The 16,491-nt window shown below is 73.2% G+C and carries 17 protein-coding genes; 9 read left to right on the top strand and 8 right to left on the bottom strand.

The annotated features are described in order from the left end of the window. Positions 1 to 66 precede the first annotated feature (66 nt). Both F4692_RS09515 and F4692_RS09510 read right to left on the bottom strand, forming a co-directional pair. Positions 67 to 1,542, bottom strand: coding sequence for an NAD-dependent succinate-semialdehyde dehydrogenase (locus tag F4692_RS09515; protein WP_179619435.1), 1,476 nt, complete (start codon positions 1,540 to 1,542; stop codon positions 67 to 69). Beyond that, positions 1,539 to 2,804, bottom strand: a complete 1,266-nt coding sequence (locus tag F4692_RS09510; RefSeq protein WP_179619434.1) for an iron-containing alcohol dehydrogenase — start codon at positions 2,802 to 2,804, stop codon at positions 1,539 to 1,541. The genes F4692_RS09515 and F4692_RS09510 overlap by 4 nt, the downstream gene beginning before the upstream one ends. Before the next feature lie 159 nt (positions 2,805 to 2,963). On the opposite strand from F4692_RS09510, the gene F4692_RS09505 reads away from it, so the two are divergent. From F4692_RS09505 to F4692_RS09495, 3 genes are all read left to right on the top strand, one after another. After that, positions 2,964 to 3,716 carry a GntR family transcriptional regulator gene (locus tag F4692_RS09505; RefSeq protein ID WP_218858380.1) on the top strand — a complete coding sequence of 251 codons (753 nt, stop codon included), beginning with the start codon at positions 2,964 to 2,966 and terminating at the stop codon, positions 3,714 to 3,716. A 79-nt stretch (positions 3,717 to 3,795) separates the two neighbouring features. Next, positions 3,796 to 4,365, top strand: coding sequence for a DJ-1/PfpI family protein (locus F4692_RS09500; RefSeq protein WP_179619433.1), 570 nt, complete (start codon positions 3,796 to 3,798; stop codon positions 4,363 to 4,365). Beyond that, positions 4,362 to 5,192: an alpha/beta fold hydrolase gene (locus tag F4692_RS09495; RefSeq protein WP_218858379.1), complete on the top strand. Its 831-nt coding sequence runs from the start codon at positions 4,362 to 4,364 to the stop codon at positions 5,190 to 5,192. The genes F4692_RS09500 and F4692_RS09495 overlap by 4 nt, the downstream gene beginning before the upstream one ends. On the opposite strand, the gene F4692_RS09490 is transcribed toward F4692_RS09495, so the two are convergent. Together F4692_RS09490 and F4692_RS09485 are read right to left on the bottom strand one after the other, a co-directional pair. Further along, on the bottom strand, positions 5,182 to 5,949 hold the full coding sequence (locus tag F4692_RS09490) for a SurA N-terminal domain-containing protein (protein WP_179619432.1): 768 nt from the start codon (positions 5,947 to 5,949) through the stop codon (positions 5,182 to 5,184). The genes F4692_RS09495 and F4692_RS09490 overlap by 11 nt on opposite strands. 75 nt (positions 5,950 to 6,024) lie before the next feature. Next, positions 6,025 to 6,423 (bottom strand): hypothetical protein, encoded by a 399-nt coding sequence (locus F4692_RS09485; protein ID WP_179619431.1) that lies wholly within the window; start codon positions 6,421 to 6,423, stop codon positions 6,025 to 6,027. Positions 6,424 to 6,561: 138 nt separating this feature from the next. Between F4692_RS09485 and F4692_RS09480 the strand changes: the two genes are divergently transcribed. The 3 genes from F4692_RS09480 to F4692_RS09470 all read left to right on the top strand — a co-directional run bounded on the left by F4692_RS09480 (position 6,562) and on the right by F4692_RS09470 (position 7,558). After that, entirely contained in the window at positions 6,562 to 6,735 is a 174-nt protein-coding gene (locus tag F4692_RS09480) for a CsbD family protein (protein WP_179619430.1), read from the top strand. A gap of 81 nt (positions 6,736 to 6,816) precedes the next feature. Continuing rightward, complete coding sequence (locus tag F4692_RS09475) at positions 6,817 to 6,957, top strand: hypothetical protein (protein ID WP_179619429.1); 141 nt, start codon at positions 6,817 to 6,819, stop codon at positions 6,955 to 6,957. A 31-nt stretch (positions 6,958 to 6,988) separates the two neighbouring features. Next, positions 6,989 to 7,558 (top strand): carboxymuconolactone decarboxylase family protein, encoded by a 570-nt coding sequence (locus F4692_RS09470; RefSeq protein WP_179619428.1) that lies wholly within the window; start codon positions 6,989 to 6,991, stop codon positions 7,556 to 7,558. Positions 7,559 to 7,677: 119 nt separating this feature from the next. Here F4692_RS09470 and F4692_RS09465 read toward each other — a convergent pair whose 3' ends face one another. From F4692_RS09465 to F4692_RS09455, 3 genes are read right to left on the bottom strand one after another with little or no spacing between them, the layout of a single operon-like run. Continuing rightward, on the bottom strand, positions 7,678 to 9,117 hold the full coding sequence (locus tag F4692_RS09465; RefSeq protein ID WP_179619427.1) for an aminobutyraldehyde dehydrogenase: 1,440 nt from the start codon (positions 9,115 to 9,117) through the stop codon (positions 7,678 to 7,680). Between the two features lie 12 nt (positions 9,118 to 9,129). Then, positions 9,130 to 9,453: a cupin domain-containing protein gene (locus tag F4692_RS09460; RefSeq protein ID WP_218858378.1), complete on the bottom strand. Its 324-nt coding sequence runs from the start codon at positions 9,451 to 9,453 to the stop codon at positions 9,130 to 9,132. Between the two features lie 49 nt (positions 9,454 to 9,502). Continuing rightward, complete coding sequence (locus tag F4692_RS09455; RefSeq protein WP_179619425.1) at positions 9,503 to 11,125, bottom strand: PucR family transcriptional regulator; 1,623 nt, start codon at positions 11,123 to 11,125, stop codon at positions 9,503 to 9,505. A gap of 93 nt (positions 11,126 to 11,218) precedes the next feature. On the opposite strand from F4692_RS09455, the gene F4692_RS09450 reads away from it, so the two are divergent. The 3 genes from F4692_RS09450 to F4692_RS09440 are packed head-to-tail and all read left to right on the top strand — an operon-like array spanning position 11,219 to position 15,546. Further along, on the top strand, positions 11,219 to 12,763 hold the full coding sequence (locus F4692_RS09450) for a CoA-acylating methylmalonate-semialdehyde dehydrogenase (RefSeq protein ID WP_179619424.1): 1,545 nt from the start codon (positions 11,219 to 11,221) through the stop codon (positions 12,761 to 12,763). Continuing rightward, positions 12,756 to 14,138 (top strand): aspartate aminotransferase family protein, encoded by a 1,383-nt coding sequence (locus tag F4692_RS09445; protein WP_179619423.1) that lies wholly within the window; start codon positions 12,756 to 12,758, stop codon positions 14,136 to 14,138. Before F4692_RS09450 ends, F4692_RS09445 begins: the two co-directional genes overlap by 8 nt. Before the next feature lie 7 nt (positions 14,139 to 14,145). Further along, positions 14,146 to 15,546 carry an NAD(P)/FAD-dependent oxidoreductase gene (locus tag F4692_RS09440; protein ID WP_179619422.1) on the top strand — a complete coding sequence of 467 codons (1,401 nt, stop codon included), beginning with the start codon at positions 14,146 to 14,148 and terminating at the stop codon, positions 15,544 to 15,546. A gap of 12 nt (positions 15,547 to 15,558) precedes the next feature. Here the strand turns inward: F4692_RS09440 and F4692_RS09435 are convergent, their stop codons facing one another. Then, positions 15,559 to 16,371, bottom strand: a complete 813-nt coding sequence (locus F4692_RS09435; RefSeq protein ID WP_179619421.1) for a sigma-70 family RNA polymerase sigma factor — start codon at positions 16,369 to 16,371, stop codon at positions 15,559 to 15,561. Positions 16,372 to 16,491: the final 120 nt, after the last annotated feature.

Raw genomic sequence — 16,491 nt, 5'->3', positions numbered from 1 at the left:
TGCTTCCTGCTCGGTGGTGGGGGTGTCGTTCGGGTGGGGTGGACGGTCAGGTGGGTGGTGACGTCGTCACCACGACGTGGCGACGTACTGGGCCTCCATGAACTCGAGGAGTCCCTCGGTGCTGCCCTCGCGGCCGAGCCCGCTCTGCTTGGTGCCGCCGAAGGGGGCGGCGGGGTCGGAGACCAGCCCGCGGTTCAGGCCGACCATCCCGCTCTCCAGCCGCTCGGCCAGGCGCAGGCCGCGACCGACGTCGCGGGTGTAGAGGTAGCTGACGAGCCCGAGGTCGGTGTCGTTGACGCGCTCCATCACCTCGTCCTCGGAGTCGAAGCGGACGACGGGCGCCACGGGTCCGAAGACCTCCTCGTGGAGCACGCGGGCGTCGTGGGGGACGTCGACCAGGACGGTCGGGGGGTAGAAGCAGCCCGGTCCGCCGCCCGGGCTGCCGCCCAGCAGCACGCGGGCGCCGCGCTCGACGGCGTCGCGGACCAGGCTGTCGACCTTGTCCACCGCCTGCTCGTTGACCAGCGGGCCGACCTGGGTGTCGGGGTCGGGGCCCGCGCCGAGCCGCAGGGCGCCCATCCGCTCGACCAGGCCGGCGACGAACTCGTCGTGGACCGCGTCGTGCACGAAGAAGCGGTTGGCGGCCGTGCACGCCTGCCCGCCGTTGCGCATCTTGGCGACCATCGCGCCCTCGAGCGCGTCCTCGACGTCGGCGTCCTCCAGCACCACGAAGGGGGCGTTGCCGCCGAGCTCCATCGCGCACTTCAGGACCTTGTCGGCGGCGGTGCGCAGCAGCACCCGCCCGACCTCGGTCGACCCGGTGAAGGAGACCATCCGGGTGCTGCGGTGCGTCAGCATCGCCTCGACGACCGGACCGGGGCGGGAGGTCGTCACGACGTTGAGGACGCCGTCCGGGAGGCCCACCTCCCGCAGGATCGCGGCGACGGCGAGCGCCGTCAGAGGCGTCTCGGCGGCCGGCTTGAGGACCGCGGTGCAGCCCGCGGCCAGCGCGGGCGCGATCTTGCGGGTCGCCATGGCGGCCGGGAAGTTCCAGGGGGTGACGAGCACGCTGACGCCGACGGGCAGGTAGGTGACGAGCAGCCGGTTGGCCCCGCCGGGCGACTGGCCCAGCTGCCCGCGCAGGCGTACGCCCTCCTCGGCGTACCAGCGGAAGAACTCGGCGGCGTACGCGACCTCGCCCCGGGCGTCGGCGAGCGACTTGCCGTTCTCCAGCGAGATGAGCAGCGCCAGCTCCTCGCTGCGCGCGCGCATCAGGTCGAAGGCCCGCATCAGGAGGTCGGCGCGGTGCCGTGGCGAGGTGGCCGCCCAGTCGGCGGCCGACGCGGCGGCGGCGTCCACGGCCGCGGTGGCGTCCTCGACGTCGGCGTCCGCCACGGTCGCGAGCACGGCGTCCGTCGCGGGGTCGCGGACCTCGAGACGGCGACCGCCGGACGCGGCACGCCAGGCACCGCCCACGAGCAGGTCGGTGGGCACGTCGACCGTGTCGGCCACGGGACGCAGGACGTCGTCGACGAGGGTCATCGCACACCTCCGGCAGGGGTCAGGTCAGCAGCGACCGGGGCGTCGCGCAGGGAGGAACGGTCACCGGACCAGGCTGCGCGCACGATGCGCTCGAGCGCGTCGACGTCGAGGGGTCGCGGGTTGTTGGCGACCAGGCGCTCGGCACCGGCGGCCTGCTCGGCGGTCCAGCGCAGCCGGTCCTCGGGCAGGCCGAGCTCGGCCAGGGTGGCGGGGATCCCGACGGCGCCGAGCAGGGCGGCCACGCGGTCGATCGCCTCGTCGGCGAGGTCCTCGGGGCTGCCGGTGGCCGGCGCGCCCATCGCGACCGCCACCGCCGCGAGCTCGGTGATCCGGGTGGGACGGTTGAACTCCATGACGTAGGGCAGCAGCAGCCCGACCCCGATCCCGTGCGGGGTGTGGGTGAGGGCACCGACGGGATACTGGATGGCGTGCGCGGCCGCGGTGCCGGCGGTGCCGAGGGCGAAGCCGCCCGCCGTGGCACCCAGCATCATCGCCTCGCGGGCGGGCACGTCGTCGGGCTCGGACCAGGCACGCTGGAGGCTGCCGGCGATGAGCCGGATGCCGAGCAGCGCGTAGACGTCGGTGAGCTCGTTCTTGCCGACGAAGACCCGCTCGCTGGCCAGGCCGGTGGTCACCTCCCGCCGGACGGCGGTGAACGACTCGATGGCGTGCGAGAGCGCGTCGGCACCCGCGCTGGCGGTGAGCGCCGGCGGGCAGCCGAGGGTGAGCTCGGGGTCGCACAGCGCGGTGTGCGGGATCAGGTGGGGGCTCGAGATGCCCACCTTGCTCACCCGCTCCGGGTCGGTGAGCACGGCCACCGGGGTCACCTCCGAGCCGGTGCCGGCCGTGGTCGGCAGCGCGACGACGGGGAGGACAGGACCGGGGACGCGCAGCTCGCCGTAGTAGTCGGCCGGGGCACCGCCGTGGGTCAGCAGCACCGCCACGGACTTGGCCAGGTCGAGGCAGCTCCCGCCGCCCATGCCGACGATGACGTCGGGCCGCGCGTCGGCGGCGAGCGCGGCGGCCTCCACCACCTGGTGGACGGGCACGTCCGGCTCGACCTCGGTGAAGGCGGTGACGGTGACGCCGGCCTGCTCGAGGAGACCGACGAGGTGGGCGTACTCGGGGGTGGCGCCGAAGCGCGCGTCGGTGCAGACCAGTGCTCGCGAGCCCAGGGATGCGACCACCGTGCCGAGCGCGTGGCGCTGTCCGGCCCCGAAGAGGACCTGGCGCGGACCGCGCAGGACGCCGAGCATGCTCATGTGGGCTCCGATGTCGTGGGAGTGTGGTGCGGACCCTCACTGGCGGCAGTTTCGAGGACGTGCCGTTTCATATACGATCCGATTGATGCGAGAGCATGGAGCACGAAGCCGGACCGTGTCAACAGGTCTGGTCCGGTGTCGCGAGAAGGAGATGTCCACGTGGAGCACACGAGCGAGCAGGCAGGCCTGCGGGTGGACCGCCGCCGCGGCCGGATGGCCGACGAGGTCTACGACACGCTCCTCGACCAGCTGATGTCGCTCGCCATCGAGCCCGGCTCGCGGGTCACGATCGACGCGCTGGCTCGCGAGATGCGGGTCTCGCAGACGCCGATCCGCGACGCGCTCAACCGGATGGAGGCCGACGGGCTCGTCATCCGGATCCCCCACGCCGGCTACCGGATCCCGCCGCAGATCACGCGCGAACGCTTCGAGGACATGGTCGAGATCCGCCTGCTCCTGGAGCCCGCAGCCGCGCGTCGAGCGGCGGAGCGCGCCACGTCGTCGCAGGTCAGCCACCTGCGCAAGCTGCAGGAGGAGATGATTGCCCTGGCCCAGGACGAGGGTCACCACCCCTCCTACGGCGCCTTCGGTCTCCGCGACGCGGCCTTCCACGACCTGGTCGCCGACGCGGCCGGCAACCAGGTGGTGCGCGAGGCGCTCGCGCGCCTGCACACCCACGTGCACCTGTTCCGCCTGCTCTACCACTCCGAGGTCACGTTCCTCGCGATGGGCGAGCACGCCGACGTGCTCGAGGCGATCGCCGGGCGCGACCCGGACGCCGCCGCGTACGCGATGCGCCACCACATCCTGCTCTCGCGCGACCGGTTCCGCCGACTCTTCGACGAGACCGTGGTCGAGACCGCGGAGGACGACGCGGACGAGGGTCTTGACGACGTCCCCACCCTCAGGTGATGCTGGTCACCGACCAAATCAGATCCGATCTGATTTCTCGGAAACGAATGCCTTCCACGCCCGAGCAAGGAGACCTCTCGTGCCCAGAGCACTGCTCATGACCGGCGATGCCGCCGAAGAGCTCGACACCATGTACCCCTACTACCGCGTGCGGGAGGGCGGCTGGGACGTCGACGTGGCGTCGCTCTCGATGCGCGACATCCAGCTCGTGATCCACGAGTTCGACCCCAACAGCGACGCCTACGTCGAGAAGAACGGGCGCAAGCTGCCCGTGGACCTCACCTGGGCCGAGGTCGACGTCGAGAAGTACGACGCCCTCATCATCCCCGGCGGGCGCGCCCCCGAGTGGATCCGCACGGACGCGGACGTCCGCCGCATCACCGAGCACTTCTTCGCCCGCGACCTGCCCATCGCGCTCGTGTGCCACGGCGCGCAGGTCCCGGCCGTCTACGGCCTGCTCAAGGGCCGGAGCACCGCGTGCTTCCCGCCCATCACCGGCGACATGGAGAACGCCGGCGCCACCGTCGTCGACGCCCCCGACGTCGTCGACGGCAACCTGGTCTCGTGCCGCGGCTGGCCCGACATGCCGTGGTTCGGCCGGGCCATGATGGAGGTCTTCGACAAGTCCGTCGGCGCCGGTCCGGCGTGAGCCGGATCGTCGACCTCGACGTCGGCGGGGTCCGTTCGCAGGTCCACGTCCACGAGGCCGGCGCCGGTCCTGCGGTCCTCCTCCTCCACGGCTCAGGCCCCGGCACCACTGGTGCCGGGGCCTGGTCCGTCACGATGGAGGCGCTGCAGGACGCGCACCGCTGCGTGGCGCCCGACCAGGCCGGCTTCGGCCGCACCCCACTGCCGGACGGCAGCCGCGGAGGGCTCGCCACCTGGACCGCGCAGGCGGGTGCGCTGATGGACGCCCTCGGGCACACGTCGTACGCCGTGGTGGGGCACTCGATGGGCGGCGCGGTCGCGCTCGCCCTCGCCGCGGCCATGCCCGACCGGGTCACCCACGTCGTCGCGATCGGCACTATGGGCGCACCGGGCGCCCCCCTGTCCCCCGACCTCGACGCCCTCTGGGCGGCGCCGCCCACGCCTGCGGGCGCGCGCGACATGCTCGGCCGGCTGTTCCTCGACCGCGCCCTCGTCACCGACCGCGCCGTGGCGGCTCGCGCCGAGGCGATGCAGCAGGGCGCGGAGGCGTTCGCCCACCTCTTCCCGCCGCCGCGAGAGCGATGGGTCGAGGACCTGACCCTGGACCCCGACCGGCTCGCCGGCATCCGGGCGCCCGTCCTCCTGGTGCACGGTGCCGACGACCCGGTCACCCCGCTGGCGGAGTCGGCGCTGCCGCTCCTGCCGCTCCTCGCCGACGTGCGGCTCCACGTCCTTGGCCGGTGCGGTCACGCACCGGCCGTCGAGCGCCCGGCCGAGCTCCAGCAGGTGGTCGGGGCCTTCCTCGCCGAGCTGAGCCTCAGAGGTTGAGCGTGATGTCCGCGTCGGCCTTCAGCTTCTCGAGCATCGCCTGGGCGACCTTGCCGGTCTCCTCGGCGACGGCCTGGTCGACGATCTGGTCGCGGACCTCGGCGAACGGCGGGAAGTCCTGGCCCTCCTGGCCGGACTGGGCCTGCTGCGCCTTGGCCTGGTCGTAGATCGCGCGCAGCTCCTTGTCGGTCGGCTCGATGGGGCCGTTCTCGTCGGCCACGAGCTGCTCGACCATCACCTGGGTCTCGACCTGGTCGCGGGCCTGCTCCTCGTCGAGGCCCTGGGCCGCCACGGCCTCGAGCAGCTCGTCGGAGGTCTTCATGCCGTTCTGCTCGGCGAGCTCGGTGAGCTCGGCGTCGACGTCCTCGTCGCTGACCTCGATGCCGCGCGAGTCCGCCTCCTGCGAGAGGAGCTCGGTGTCGACGAGGTCGTCGAGCGCCTGCTTGCGCAGCGCGTCCTCGTCGGGCTCCTCGCCGGTCATCTGCGCCTGCGACTCCGCGGCCTTGAAGCCGGCCTGGTAGATCGGGACGAACTCGTCGCGCGTGACCTCCTCGCCGTTCACCTCGGCGACGACGTCGGGGATGCCGTCGAGGCTCGGGCCGCCGCTGGCGTCGGCCGACGGGGAGGCGCTCGAGGACGCGTCGTCCCCCGCATCGGAGCCGTCGGAGCCCGAACCTCCGCCGCAGGCGGAGAGGGCGAGGAGGGCGGCCGCCGCGAGGGAGGCGAGGGCAGTACGGGTGCGGATCGTGGAAGTCATCACCCTCGACGGTACGCACCGTTCCTGAGCGCGGTCCTCAGGGTCCGTGCCGCGGCCCGCGACCTGAGGAGTGGCTCACAGGTCCTCGAGCGAGTCCGGCACGACGAGCGCGTCCGGGTCCTGCCGCACGGGGAGCTGGGCGAGGGCCGTACGCACGAGGGTGACGCGCGCGGCCACCGCGACCTTCTGCCGCAGCCTGCCCACCCCCGTCTCGCCGAGCGTCTGCTCGACGGCCGCGGCGATCTGCTCGTCGGTGAACGTGGGCCGGGTGCCGGCCTCGACCTCGATGTCGGGCAGGGCGAGCAGGACCGGCAGCACCTGGCCCCCGACGGCGTCGAGCAGGTGGTAGCGCTCGAGCTTGGACATCGCCTCCCAGGCGGCCTCCCCCTTGGCCTTCTTCCCGATCCTGCCGCCGGCGACGACCTTCGCGGCAACGGTCACGGCGACGGTCAGCTCGTGCTCGGTGAAGCGCATGGGGCCAGCATGCCTGATGGGTCGTGGATGAGACCTGCCTCACACCTGCGAGAAATGGCGTGACGATCCGGCGCGACCGCACGACCAACCCGTGTCTGACCACAACGTCAGGAAATCCACACGGGAAGGAGCATCACCATGGGTATCGCCGACAAGGCCAAGAACGCCGCTCAGGACATCGCCGGCAAGGCGAAGGAGGTCGTGGGCGACGCGACGGACAACGACAAGCTCAAGGCCGAGGGCAAGAAGGACCAGGCCGCCGCCGACGTGAAGCAGGCCGGCGAGAACGTCAAGGATGCCTTCAAGAAGTGATCCGTCCCGCATGACCGGGTCGGGGCCTCCTCCCGGGGAGGCCCCGACCCGTCTCCACCCACCGACCGACTGGAGTGATCCGTGGCCCATACCAAGCGCAACCTCTTCGCCGTCCTCGGCTGGCTGTTCTGGAAGGTCCTGACCCTCGTCGGCCTGCCGGTGGCCAAGCGCAAGCTCGCCGAGCGAGGATCGACTCCCCGCGGCGGCGCCCGCCGCGCCTGACGAGGTCCCGACCGACGGAGGTACGACACACGTGCGGCTGCCCCGACTCCTCCCGTCCGGCCTCGACCCCGCGCAGCGCGACCTGCGCGAGCGCATCGTCGGCGGACCCCGCGCCCGCGGCCCGCGCCTGTTCGCCCTCGAGCACGACGACGGCTCGCTGACCGGGCCGTTCGGCATCATGCTGCACCACCCCGCCGTCGGCGGCCCGCTGCAGGAGCTCGGGGCCGCCCTGCGCTACCGGACCGGCCTCACCGACCGCGTGCGCGAGATCGCGATCCTCTGCGTCGCCGCCGCCACCGACAGTGCGTTCGAGCGGTACGCCCACGAGCAGGTCGGCCGTTCCGTCGGGCTCACCGACGACGAGCTCGAGGCCCTCGCCGAGGAACGCTTCACCTCGACCGACCGCGCCGAGCACGCGGCGTACGACCTCTGCCGCCGGCTGCTCGCCGGCCGCCCGGTGCTGGACGACCGGGACCACGACGTCCTGGTCGACGTGCTCGGGGCCGCCGCCCTCACCGAGCTGGTCGCGCTCGTCGGCTACTACCGGCTGCTCGCCGACCTGATGCACGTGCACGACGTCCGAGCCCCGAGCGGTGAGTGAGGCACGTTCGCGAGCCGCAGAACGTGTCCCACGCACCGCTCACGGTGGACGTCCGCCCCGGGCGGTGAGTGACGCAGGTTCCCGAGCCGCAGAACATGTCTCACGCACCGCTCGACGGGTCAGTAGTGCGCGGTCATCACATGCTTGATGCGCGTGTAGTCGTCGAACCCGTAGCCCGAGAGGTCCTTGCCGTAGCCCGAGGCCCCGAATCCGCCGTGCGGCATCTCGGAGACGAAGGGGATGTGCGTGTTGACCCACACGCAGCCGAAGTCGAGCTCGCGGGTGAGCCGGTCGGCGATGCCGACGTCGCGGGTCCACACGCTGGCGGCGAGGCCGTACGGCACGCCGTTGGCCATCGCGACGGCGTCGGGCTCCTCGTCGAAGGACTGCACGGTGAGCACCGGTCCGAAGACCTCCTCCTGCACGATGCGGTCGTCCTGGCGTACGCCCGTGACGACGGTCGGCTGGAAGAAGAACCCCTGCTCACCGTGCCGGGCGCCGCCCGTACGGACCGTGGCGTGCGCGGGCAGGTCGGTGAGGAACGCCTCGACCTTCGCGAGGTGGCCGGCGTTGTTGAGCGGCCCGTACTCCGCGGAGTCGTCCGACGGCGGCCCGGGCGGCGTGGCCTCGGCCGCCTTCACGAGCAGCTCGACGAGCTCGTCGTGGACGCTGCTGTGGGCGATGACGCGCGTGGCGGCGGTGCAGTCCTGGCCGGCGTTGAAGTAGGCCGCCGCGGCGATCATCTCGGCGGCTCGGGGCAGGTCGGCGTCGGGCATCACGACCACGGGCGCCTTGCCGCCGAGCTCGAGGTGCACCCGCTTGAGCGACTTCGCGGCCGACAGCGCGACCTCGGTGCCCGCGCGCACCGAGCCGGTGATCGCGACCAGCCCGGGCGTCGGGTGCTCGACGAGGTAGCGGCCGGTGGAGGCGTCGCCGTTGACGACGTTGAGCACGCCGGGCGGCAGGACCTCGCCGGCGATCTCGGCGAGCAGCACCGTCGAGCGCGGGGTGGTGTCGCTCGGCTTGAGCACGACGGTGTTGCCGGCCGCGAGGGCGGGGGCGATCTTCCAGATCGCCATGGCGAACGGGTAGTTCCACGGCGTGACCTGGCCGACGACGCCGATCGGCTCGCGGCGGATCGCGGAGGTGTGGCCCTCGAGGTACTCCCCCGACGACTTGCCCTCCAGCAGCCGGGCCGCGCCGGCGAAGAAGCGGAGCTGGTCGACACCCTGGTCGACCTCCTCGCTCGCGATGTAGCGCACCGGCTGGCCGGTGTCGCGCGCCTGCACCTGGCTGATCTCGTCGCGGCGCGCGGCGACGGCGGCGGCGAGGTCGAGGAGGTACGCCTGGCGGGCGCCCGGGGTCAGCCGCTTCCACGACGCCGAGGCCCGCTCCGCGGCGGCGTACGCCCGGTCGACCTCGTCGTGGGTGGAGATCGGCGAGCGGCCGTCGGGCTCACCGGTCACGGGGTCGACGAGCTCGATGAACTCGGTGGCGGCGGACTCGACCAGCTCACCGTCGATGAAGTTGCGGATCGTCTGGTCTGACTGCGTGGTCATCTCGGAAGCCTCTCAGGCGACGTAGATCTTGCGGATGGTCTCGTGCACGACCCACGTGGTGGCCTCGCCGGCACGCAGGCGTACGACGCTGCCGGGGCCGAGGTCGACGTGCTCGCCGTCGTCGAACGAGACCGTCGCCGACCCGGACAGCACGACGAACACCTCGTCGACCTCGACGTCGGTGGCGGTGCCGGGCGTCATCTCCCACACGCCGACCTCGACCCCGGCGACGGCGGCGAGGGCGCGCGACCCCGCCTCCGGGGCACCGTCGACGACCGTGCCGGGGTCGAGCGGGGCGGTCGGCACGGTGGCGGCGACGTCGAGCACGCGGTTCATGCCCAGCATCGTCCCAGCGCGTGCGGCCCAGCCGGCCGACGTTCTGTCGTCACTTCGGCGGGCCGTCGGACAGTTCGCCGGCCATCTCGCGGGCGACGAGCGCCACGTGCAGGGAGACGCGGACGTCGGGGTCGTCGAGGTCGGCGTCCAGGACGGCCTGGATCCGCGACAGCCGGTCGTAGAACGCCGCCCGCGACAGGTGGAGGCTGGCGGCGGCCTCGGTCTTGCTGGCCGGGTGCAGCAGCAGCGCCCGCAGCGCGGCGAGGAGGTCGGTGCGAGACCCGTCGGCCCGGTCGTGGCGCTCGAGCGGGCCCAGCTCGCGCTCCACGAACAGCCGGATCCGCTCGTCGTCCCCGAGCAGCGCCAGCAGCCCGCGCAGGTGGAGGTCGGCGAGGCGGTGGACGTCGGGGTCGGTGTCGCGGCGCACCCGCGGGGCGGCGTCGACGACCTGGCCGGCCTCGGCGAGCGAGCGGGCCACCCCGGCGCGCTCGGTCGCGGCGCCGCCGGCCGCCACGACGACGTCGTGGTGCGGCAGGACCCGGGCCGCCAGCCGGTCGACGAGGTCCTCGGCGTCTGCGGACGGGACCGTGGAGACCAGCACCTGCAGGTCCCGCTCGACCTCGCAGACGAGGGCGGGGAGCCGCAGCCCGTGCGCGGCACGCACGACGGTCGCCGCCACCTCGTCGAGGTCCGCCGTCGCCGAGGTGCCGATCCGGGGCCGCACGACGAGCCCGACGAACGTACGCCGTCGCACCGGGAAGCCCGCCAGCTCGCACCGACGCTGCACGTCCGCCGAGCCGGGGTCCTCGACCAGGCCGGAGAGCAGCTCGAGGTGCGTGCGTCGCATGAGGGTGCCGCGGTCCCGGTCGTGCAGGCGGTGCAGGGCGAGCGCGGCGGCCGCTCGCTCCGCGACGGCCACGAGGCGCTGCGACGGCGCGTCGGGCGAGCCGATCACCAGCCGGCCCCACACCCGGTCGGCCGTGCCGAGACGGGTCACCAGCCAGCCGTTGGCGGCGTCCCAGCCCGTGCGTCCGGCGACCTCGACCTGTCGCGACCGGGCGGGCCAGCCGTCGAGGAAGCCGCCGCTGTCGTCGGGGCCGGCGAAGTAGTCGAGCGGCCGGTGCTGGGCGTTCTCCACCACCACCGGCCCGTCGGCGAGACGCTGCACGGCGCGGAGGATCTCGACCGGTCCGGCCTGGTCGAAGCTGAGCTCGGTGAAGGTGTCGTGCACGCGCTGCGCCTCGCGCAGCTCGGCGAGCTGCTGGTCCACGACCCGTTCCCCGATCTCCTGGGCCAGGGTGGCGAACCGCGTCTCCCGGCCGAGGACCACCAGCGGGAGGTCGTGCCGCTCGCAGGCGTCCACGAGGGGCTGGGGCAGCACGGACCCCCACCTGCGGCCGAGCTCGACGACCACGCCCGCGCTGCCGACGTCGGCCAGCGCGTCGACGAAGGCGGCCAGACCGGCCGCGTCGTCGTCCGCGGGCAGGCCCGTGCCCATCGTCAGGAGCAGGTCGCCGGCACGCAGGAGCTGGCCGACGTCGACCCGCTCGGTGGCGTGCACCCAGCGGATCGCCCGTCCGGTCCCGGCGCCACCGGCCGCGACCGTGGGCGCGGCCCGGCGGAACGCGGGCAGGGCCAGCGCCTCCCCGAGCGTCACGCCGGTCTCCGCCACGTCCGCAGCCTAGCGACGCTTTGTCGGATCCGGCGGGGCAAAGCCTACGATCCGACACCTGCGTCGGCGAGGGCGAGCGCGGAGGATGGGCGCATGACGACCCCCGACGAGCGCGACATCGTGCACTGGGCCGACGGCGCCCTCCTCACCGGCTCCCCGACGGGCTGGGCCGACGTGACCAACCCCGCCACGGGACAGGTGACCGGGCGGGTCGCACTCGCCAGCGAGGCCGACGCGGCCGCCGTGATCGCCTCCGCGTCCCGCGCCGCCCGCGGCTGGGGCACCACCTCGCTCGCCCGGCGTACCCAGGTCCTCTTCTCCTTCCGCGAGCTGCTCAACGCGCGCAAGGACGAGCTCGCCGCGATCATCACCTCCGAGCACGGCAAGGTGCACTCCGACGCCATGGGCGAGATCGCCAGGGGCCTCGAGGTCGTCGAGTTCGCCTGCGGCATGTCGCACCTGCTCAAGGGCGGGCACAGCGAGGAGGCCTCGACCGGCATCGACGTGCACTCCAAGCGGGTGCCGCTGGGCGTCGTCGGGATCATCAGCCCGTTCAACTTCCCGGCGATGGTCCCGATGTGGTTCTTCCCCGTCGCGATCGCCGCGGGCAACGCCGTCGTCCTCAAGCCGAGCGAGAAGGACCCGAGCGCCGCCAACTGGCTGGCCGCGCTGTGGCAGGAGGCGGGCCTGCCCGACGGCGTCTTCAACGTCCTGCACGGGGACAAGGTCGCGGTCGACGCGCTCCTCACCAGCCCCGACGTCCAGGCGATCAGCTTCGTCGGCTCCACTCCCATCGCGGAGTACGTCTACGAGACCGCCAGTCGGCACGGCAAGCGCGTCCAGGCGCTCGGCGGCGCCAAGAACCACATGGTGGCGCTGCCCGACGCCGACCTCGACCTGGCGGCCGACGCGGCCGTCAACGCGGGGTACGGCAGCGCGGGCGAGCGGTGCATGGCGATCAGCGTGCTCGTCGCCGTCGACCCCGTCGGCGACGAGCTGGTCGCCCGCATCGCCGACCGCACCCGGACCCTGCTCATCGGCGACGGCGGCCGCGCCGCGACGGACCAGGACGCGTCGGGCAAGGAGGCCGACATGGGGCCCCTGGTCACGAAGGCCCATCGCGACAAGGTCAGCTCGTTCATCGACTCCGGGGAGGCCGCCGGCGCCAAGCTCGTGGTCGACGGCCGCGACGTCGCGGCCCGCGGCGGTGAGGAGGGCTTCTGGCTCGGCCCCACGCTCTTCGACGACGTCACGCCCGACATGGACATCTACACCGAGGAGATCTTCGGCCCCGTCCTGTCGGTCGTGCGGGTGAGGACCTACGAGGAGGCGGTCGCGCTCGTCAACGCCAACCAGTACGGCAACGGCACCGCGGTCTTCACCAACGACGGCGGGGCCGCACGTCGCTTCGAGGCCGACGTCGAGGTCGGCATGATCGGCGTCAACGTGCCGGTCCCGGTCCCGGTGGCCTACTACTCCTTCGGCGGCTGGAAGCGCTCGCTCTTCGGCGACACCCACGCCCACGGCACCGAGGGCGTCCACTTCTTCACCCGCGGCAAGGTCGTCACCACCCGGTGGATCGACCCGGCCAACCGCCCCGAGGGCGGCCTCGAGCTGGGGTTCCCGCGCAATGACTGACGTGATGGCCTCCGACGCGATGACCTCCGACCTCGCGACCACCCACGACGCCGCCCGGGCGTACGAGCTCGACCGCGCCCACGTCTTCCACTCCTGGTCCGCGCAGGCCGAGATCAGCCCCATGGTGATCAGCCGCGCCGAGGGCAGCCACGTCTGGGACGGTGCGGGCAGGCGCTACCTCGACTTCACCTCCCAGCTGGTCTTCACCAACCTCGGGCACCAGCACCCGCGGATCGTCGCCGCGATCCAGGAGCAGGCCGCGACGCTGTGCACCGTCGCTCCCGCCTTCGCGAACGGCACCCGCTCCGAGGCCGCCAGGCTCATCGCCGAGCACACCCCCGGCGACCTCGACCACGTCTTCTTCACCAACGGTGGCGCCGACGCCAACGAGCACGCCGTGCGGATGGCGCGCCTGCACACCGGGCGCCACAAGGTGCTGACGACCTACCGCAGCTACCACGGCGGCACGCACCTCGCGGTGAACATGACCGGCGACCCCCGCCGGTGGGCCAGCGACCACGCCTCGACCGGCACGGTCCACTTCTTCGGTCCGTTCCTCTACCGCAGCGCCTTCCACGCCACGACCGAGGCCGAGGAGTGCCAGCGCGCCCTCGAGCACCTCGAGCAGGTCGTCGCCCTCGAGGGCCCCGGCACCATCGCGGCGATCGTCCTCGAGGCGATCCCCGGCACGGCCGGGATCATGGTCCCGCCGCCGGGCTACCTCGCCGGCGTCCGCGAGATCTGCGACCGCCACGGCATCGTGATGATCGCCGACGAGGTCATGTCCGGGTTCGGCCGGTCGGGGCGGTGGTTCGCGATCGAGCACGGCGACGTCCTCGACGAGCCCTGCGTGCCTGACCTGCTGACCTTCGCCAAGGGCGTCAACAGCGGTTACGTGCCGCTTGGCGGCGTCGCCATCAGCGACGCGATCCACGCCACCTTCGCGCACCGCGCCTACCCCGGCGGGCTGACGTACTCCGGGCACCCGCTCGCCTGCGCCGCCGCGGTGGCGACGATCCGGACGATGGAGGACGACGACCTGGTCGGGCGGTCCGACCGGCTCGGCGCCGAGGTCATCGGTCCCGGCATGCAGGCCCTCGCCGAGAAGCACGACTGGATCGGCGAGGTGCGCGGCACCGGTGCCTTCTGGGCCGTCGAGCTCGTCAGCGACCGGTCCACCCGCGAGCCGCTCGCGCCCTACGGCGGGTCGAGCCCGGAGATGGCGGCGGTCGTGAAGGGCTGCCAGGAGCGCGGGATGCTGCCGTTCAGCAACTTCAACCGGATCCACGTGGTGCCACCCCTGACCACCACGGACGACGAGGCGCGCGAGGGCCTGGCGATCCTCGACGACGCGCTGACCGCGGCGGCCGGCTGACGGCGTCGTGACGACTCACCGGACGGCGTACGAGCGGCACGCGCCCGACCCGCGGCTCGTCCAGGAGTCGCTGGCGGGCAGCGAGCAGCGCGTCTTCTGGCTCGACGACGTCGGAGCCACCACGGCGTACGCGCCCCTGACGGCCTCCACCCGCGCCGACCTCACGATCGTGGGCGGCGGCTACCTGGGGCTGTGGACGGCCGTCCACGCCAAGCGCCGCGACCCCGGTCGCCGGGTGGTGCTGCTCGAGGCGCAGACCGTCGGCTGGGCAGCGTCCGGACGCAACGGCGGCTTCTGCGAGGCGTCGCTGACCCACGGCGAGGACAACGGGCGCTCGCGCTGGCCCGAGGAGTACGACCTGCTCGAGGCGCTGGGCGAGGAGAATCTCGACGCCTTCGAGGCCGACGTGCGCGACCTCGGCCTCGACTGCCAGTGGGAGCGCACCGGCCAGCTGGCCGTCGCGGTGGAGGAGCACCAGCTCGCCTGGCTGGAGGGCACCGTCCTCGACGCCGCGGAGACCCGCGCGTTGGTCGACAGCCCGCTCTTCCTCGGCGGATCGCTCAGCGACCACACCGCGCTCGTCCACCCCGCCCGGCTCGCCCTGGGCCTCGCCCGCGCGGCGGCCGGGCTCGGGGTCGAGGTCCACGAGCACTCCCGGGTGGTGGGGCTGCGCCGCAGCGGGTCCGGCGTCGAGGTCGCGACCGACCGGGCCCGCGTCACGTCCGCACAGGTCGTGCTGGCGACGAGCGTGTTCCCCTCGCTGGTCCGGCGCCACCGGCTGATGACCGTGCCGGTCTACGACCACGTGCTGATGACCGAGCCGCTCTCGGCTGACCAGCTGGCGTCCGTCGGGTGGGTCGGACGCCAGGGGCTCGGCGACCTCGCCAACCAGTTCCACTACTCGCGGCGCACGGCCGACGACCGGATCCTGTGGGGCGGGTACGACGCCGTCTACCCCGCAGGCGGTCGCATGCACGTGCGCCACGAGGACGATCCCGAGGTCCACGCCCGGCTCGCCTCGCACTTCCTCGCGACGTTCCCGCAGCTCGAGGGCATCCGGTTCAGCCACCGCTGGGCAGGCGCCATCGACACCTCCACCCGGTTCGCCGCCTTCTACGGCACGACGCACGGCGGCCGGGTCGCCCACGCGGCCGGCTTCACGGGGCTCGGGGTCGGGGCGACCCGGTTCGCCGGCGAGGTGGTGCTCGACCTGCTCGCCGGTACGCCCACCCCGAGGACCCGGCTCCGGATGGTCCACGAGCGTCCGCTGCCGTTCCCGCCCGAGCCGCTCGCAACGGTCGGGATCAACCTCACCCGCTGGTCGCTCGACCGCGCCGACCACCGCGAGGGACGGCGCAACGGCTTCCTCCGGGCGCTCGACCGGGCCGGGCTCGGCTTCGACTCCTGAGGTCCTGCGGGCTCAGGCGGCCGGCGGCGTGCCGAGTCCGGTGCGCATCTCTGCGAGGACCCGGGTCAGGACCCGCGAGACCTGGGCCTGGGTCAGGCCCACCACGTCGGCGATCTCCTGCTGCGTCTGCTCGTCGTAGAAGCGGAGCCCGACGATGCGCCGGTCCCGCCGCGACAGGGCCCGGACGACCGGTGCGAGTGCGACCCGCGCCTCGGCCTGGTCGAAGGAGCGGTCCTCCGTGCCCAGCAGGTCACCCAGCGCAGAGGTGCCGTCGGCGACGGTCGCGTCGAGCGAGGTCGGGGTGAAGCACCCGTCTGCGGCGAGGGCCTCGACCACGTCGGCGACCTCCACGCCGAGCTGCTCGGCCACCTCGCTGGGTCGCGCGGAACGGCCCAGCCGGCGCTCCAGCGCCTCCTCGGCCTGGGCGATGCGCGCCTGCAGGTCCTGGACCCTGCGGGGCGGGCGCACCATCCAGCCGCGGTCGCGGAAGTGGCGACGGAGCTCTCCGCGCACCGTCGGCACGGCGAACGACAGGAAGTCGTGGCCGGCGTCGGGGTCGAAGCGCTGAGCGGCCTTGGTCAGGCCGAGCAGGGCCACCTGCTCGAGGTCGTCGAGGTCGACGCCGCGGTTGCGGTAGCGACCGGCCATGGACCGGGCGACCCCGGCGTTGGTCTCGATGAGCTGGCGGACGAGGTCGTCCGCGTCGCGTCCGCCACGGGCGTCGCGCATGTCGTGGACGATGTCGTCCGTACGACGGGCCCGCGCGTCGCCCTCGAGGGACGGGGCGGACGAGGACAGGACAGGAATGACAGGGGCGATCGACATGGTGACCACGTGCTCGCTTCCTCTGGTACGGGGTGCATGCGTGCCGTGGTCTCCAGCAACATGTACCTCCACCATCGCACGGTCCAGACCAGTGCGACAGCCGCAGAACGAACCGCGGCC

It is taken from the genome of Nocardioides cavernae (assembly GCF_013410035.1).
GTDB classification, from domain to species: domain Bacteria; phylum Actinomycetota; class Actinomycetes; order Propionibacteriales; family Nocardioidaceae; genus Nocardioides; species Nocardioides cavernae_A.
This window is presented reverse-complemented; position numbering and strand designations above follow the sequence as displayed.